Source organism: Phocaeicola sp., assembly GCF_057861905.1.
Window position 1 is genome coordinate 1 of sequence record NZ_DBMACV010000120.1, and the last position, 4,470, is coordinate 4,470.

The following is a 4,470-nucleotide window of genomic DNA, read 5'->3' on the forward strand; positions in this document are numbered from 1 at the left end:
GAGATTATCTTCTGAATATCGCTGCCTGAAAAAGTTAACTACACTCTTATCGTTGATAAAGAAAAGAGGGTGAATCGCGTATTACGACACACCCTCTTTTTCCATCTTATATTAAGCAATTATCCTTTCTTTTGATTTTTCAGTTTCAGTTGAAGCAGAATCCCTACCAGCGTAATAGCAATCATGAACCACCAAAAGCGGATATATCCAGTATAATCCATAGAATAAGCTACCATAAGCCCTGCGATGTCAACCATCAAATCAATCAGCTCACTCCGCAGATTGCCCATTATACATAAGAAATACTTTTCCTGTCTGCACAGTTGTTTTATACCATAAATCACATGCATTATAAACAGCCCAATGATTAAGACAGAAACCGTATAAAAGAGCCAGTCCTTAGACTCCGTAACAGGCAATATCGCGACAAATAATAATATAAGCCTTGATGTATCAGAACCTAAACGTAAATTTTTAAAAGCCATACTTACTCTATTTTTTAGTTTACCATGTAATCCAGTCACATTATCTGCCGAGCAGATAAAATCTTACCGCATTACAGAAATGCTTGAACGAACGTTCCAGTTTCCTGCCAAACTTATGGTCACGCCAGCTTCCGTACACCCGATGTTCCCCAAAAGCATCCGGACTATGCTTGAAGCGGCTTCTTGGCGACAACCAATGAGTAGGATATATATGTATACCATCCAAATGCTGTTCCTCCTCCTTGCAGACATATCCCCTGCCTTCGGCAACACTTCGCATGATATACGGAGAAACCGTCTGGTCCAGCGAACCGTCAGGACGGATAAAGTCCCGTTCCTGATAATACTCAAAGACCTCCTTACAGAAATCGTTTCCCTTTGAACCGATAAAGAACGCGGCCTGAATACCATAATCAGTTTCTCCTTCTTCCCACCGCTCATTAAACGTAGCACATCCGGTTTCAGGAATAAACTGGTCGAAACGCTTACGCAGATAAATATCACTGTCCATATACACGCCACCTTCTTTATATACAGCATAAAAACGGACTACATCTGCCGCAAATGCCCATTTCCTGACCGACAGCGCCTGGTCTATATATTTACAACCGATAGCCTTTGCATCCTCGTACGTCCAGACATGTACCTTATAATCAGGAAGAACACGCTTCCAGCTTGCCAGGCAAATCTTGATTTCCAGCGGATAAGGATCCTTACTGAACCAGCATAAATGAATAATTTTCGGGGGCATGATATCTACGAATTTTGAGTGTTCCACGACATTTTCAACCATTCTTCTTTTGTCCGTTTCCATCGGTTATGACTCCACAGCCAATACGCAGGAGCTTCCTTTATCTGTTGCTCCAGATGTTCCGAGTACATATCCGTCAGCCGATACTCAGGCAATTCGGCAGGATGCAAGGTCAGCAGTTCGAAAGAAGCATGATAGTATCCGCGCTTTACCCGTGTTACTTTCAGATAGTAAACGGCAGCATCCAGCCGGCGCCCTATGCGTTCCGTTCCTTGAAAGAAAGCAGTATCCCGGTTCAAAAACTTTGTCCAGTGGCTCATCCCTTCCCATCCAGGCGCCTGGTCGGAAATAAAGCCTATCATCACTTTCTTTTCTCCTCTGCTGAGTGTAACCAGCCGGCGTAACGTCTCCTTCATCGGAATAGACTCACCGCCGAACTGTCCGCGAAGCCGGAGAAACAATTTATCGAAAGCCTTGTTATATAAAGGATGATAAATCTGTCCGCAATGAATTTCAGGAAACCAGTATTGCAGAGAAGCTACATACTCCCAATTGCAATAATGTCCCAGACATACGAAGCAACATTTTTTCCCAGCCTTGTCCAACTCCGCGCGTACCTCATCCAGTCCGCTGAAAGTCATGCGCTTCATCATCTGCTTTTTCGACATCGAAAACAACTTGATGGTTTCTACTACATAATCGCAGAAAAAATGATAAAACTCTTTTTCTATTTTCAGAATCTCTTCTTCGGTCTTTTCTGGAAATGAGCCGGCTATATTTCGGTGTACGATACCCCGACGGTATTTCAGTCCGTAAAACAACGGTACAAACAACACGTCAGAAATAAAATAAAGCACCCTCAACGGCAGCAAAGAGAGCAGATACCAGAAGAAAAAAACCAAATAGTATATAAATTTCATTAAGTTGCCATGTTTCAGTTAAAGTGCAAATTTATAAAATAATATGCAAAAGCACCTGCTTTATATAAAATAAAACAATAAATTACACTATCTTTGTGCACTATATTATAACAGAAATTTTTCCTGCATGAAAGAATTTTTCCAAATGATGCGGCGGTTCATTTCGCCCTACAAAAAGTATGTTGTCGGAGCAATAGGTCTTAATCTGCTGTCGGCAATATTCAATGTCTTCTCTTTTTCACTTCTTATACCGATTCTGAACATCCTGTTCAAGACTGGAGAGTCAGAAAAAGTATATCATTTTATGGAATGGGGAAGCGGAGAGCTGAAAGACGTTGCCGTAAATAATTTCTATTATTACGTATCCGAACTGATAGAAACATTCGGTCCTGCCACTACTTTACTTTGGCTGGGACTTTTCCTTGCAGGAATGACCCTGCTGAAAACCGCATGCTATTTTGGTTCTACAGCCATCATGATTCCGCTTCGTACCGGTGTAGTACGCGATATCCGCATCATGGTTTATTCAAAGGTAATGTACCTCCCGCTCAGCTTCCTATCTGACGAACGAAAAGGTGACATCATCGCCCGTATGAGTGGCGACGTTGGCGAAATAGAAAACTCCATCACCAGCTCACTCGATATGTTGCTGAAAAATCCGATTCTTATCATTTCATATTTTGCAACCCTGATAGTAACCAGTTGGCAGCTCACTCTGTTTACCATCATCGTACTGCCGGGTATGGGATGGATCATGGGTCGTGTAGGACGTCAACTGAAACGCCAGTCACTCGAAGCCCAGAACAAATGGAGTGAAACCATGTCACAGCTGGAAGAAACATTGGGCGGAATGCGTATTATCAAGGCATTTATTGCTGAAGAAAAGATGATAAACCGTTTCGTGAAATGTAGTAACGAATTCCGCGACGCGACCAATCGTGTAGCCATGCGCCAGAGCCTTGCCCACCCGATGAGTGAATTTTTGGGAACTGTACTCATCGTACTTGTACTATGGTTCGGCGGTTCGCTTATCTTGAGCGCGAACTCTACCATTAATGCTTCTACCTTTATTTTCTATATGGTGATACTTTACAGCATCATCAACCCGTTGAAAGATTTCTCCAAGGCAAGTTACAATATCCCGAAGGGACTCGCTTCAATGGAACGTGTAGACAAGATTCTGAAAGCTCCAAACAACATTGTAGAACGTACCGATGCCGAACATATCAGCGAAATGAAAGAAGGACTGGAGTTCCGCAATATATCGTTCAGCTACGGCACACACGAAGTACTCCACGACGTCAGCCTGAAAGTACGCAAAGGACAGACTATTGCACTGGTAGGACAGAGTGGTTCAGGAAAGTCAACACTAGTCGATTTAGTTCCCCGCTTTCACGATGTGCAGGCTGGTGAAATTCTGATAGACGGAAAAAATATTAAAGATCTGGTAGTAAAAGACCTCCGCGGACTGATAGGTAATGTAAATCAGGAAGCCATCCTGTTCAACGACAGTTTCTTCAACAACATTGCTTTCGGTGTAGACAATGCCACCATGGAACAAGTCGTTGCCGCTGCCAAGATAGCCAATGCCCACGATTTCATTATGGAAAGTGAAAAAGGCTACGACACCAACATCGGCGACCGCGGCTGCCGTCTTTCAGGAGGACAGCGTCAACGTATCTCGATAGCCCGTGCCATCTTGAAAAACCCAGCCATCTTGATTTTGGACGAAGCTACTTCTGCCCTTGATACAGAAAGTGAACGCCTGGTACAAGAAGCTTTGGAACGTTTGATGAAGACCCGCACTACTATTGCTATCGCACATCGCTTGTCGACTATCAAGAATGCCGACTGCATTTATGTACTCTATGAAGGCCGTATCGTAGAAAGCGGCAGACACGAAGAACTGCTTCAGAAAAACGGTTACTATAAACGTTTGAACGATATGCAGGCTCTGTAGATTCTTACCATACCAAACACATAATATGCCAAAAGGTCTTGTATAAAAAAGAAAAGTACAAGACCTTTTATTTTTCTCTCTGTAGAATAGTTCCATAGATCTGTACAAAAGGGAAAAAGATGAAAATATTAAAAAAAGACATGTCAAAATTGAAAAGAATATATCTGCTAATATTGGAGACATCAGTTTTTCACTTCTGGCATTCTATAACTGTTTCGCGAAACAAAACAAGGAAGTATTTCTCTCTTCCATATGTATCTATTCAATATAGCCATTTACAAAAAAAAAAAAAATTCTATGCAGTAAATAAAAAACTTAAACATTATCTTTTTAAATAAAATATAATAAAAAATT

Annotated in this window: 4 protein-coding genes; 1 reads left to right on the forward strand and 3 read right to left on the reverse strand. The window is 41.8% G+C overall.

From position 1 onward, the window contains the following. Positions 1–119: 119 nt before the first annotated feature. From ACZM60_RS14370 to ACZM60_RS14380, 3 genes are all read right to left on the reverse strand, one after another. A complete protein-coding gene (locus ACZM60_RS14370; RefSeq protein WP_475874160.1) occupies positions 120–290 on the reverse strand; it encodes a hypothetical protein in 171 nt (56 codons plus the stop codon). A gap of 235 nt (positions 291–525) precedes the next feature. Then, positions 526–1,236, reverse strand: a complete 711-nt coding sequence (locus tag ACZM60_RS14375) for a glycosyltransferase family 32 protein (protein WP_489521832.1) — start codon at positions 1,234–1,236, stop codon at positions 526–528. Between the two features lie 5 nt (positions 1,237–1,241). Further along, entirely contained in the window at positions 1,242–2,156 is a 915-nt protein-coding gene (locus ACZM60_RS14380) for a lysophospholipid acyltransferase family protein (protein ID WP_204461100.1), read from the reverse strand. A 127-nt stretch (positions 2,157–2,283) separates the two neighbouring features. Here ACZM60_RS14380 and ACZM60_RS14385 point away from each other — a divergent pair, with 127 nt between their 5' ends. Beyond that, entirely contained in the window at positions 2,284–4,116 is a 1,833-nt protein-coding gene (locus ACZM60_RS14385; RefSeq protein WP_489521833.1) for an ABC transporter ATP-binding protein, read from the forward strand. Positions 4,117–4,470 lie beyond the last annotated feature (354 nt).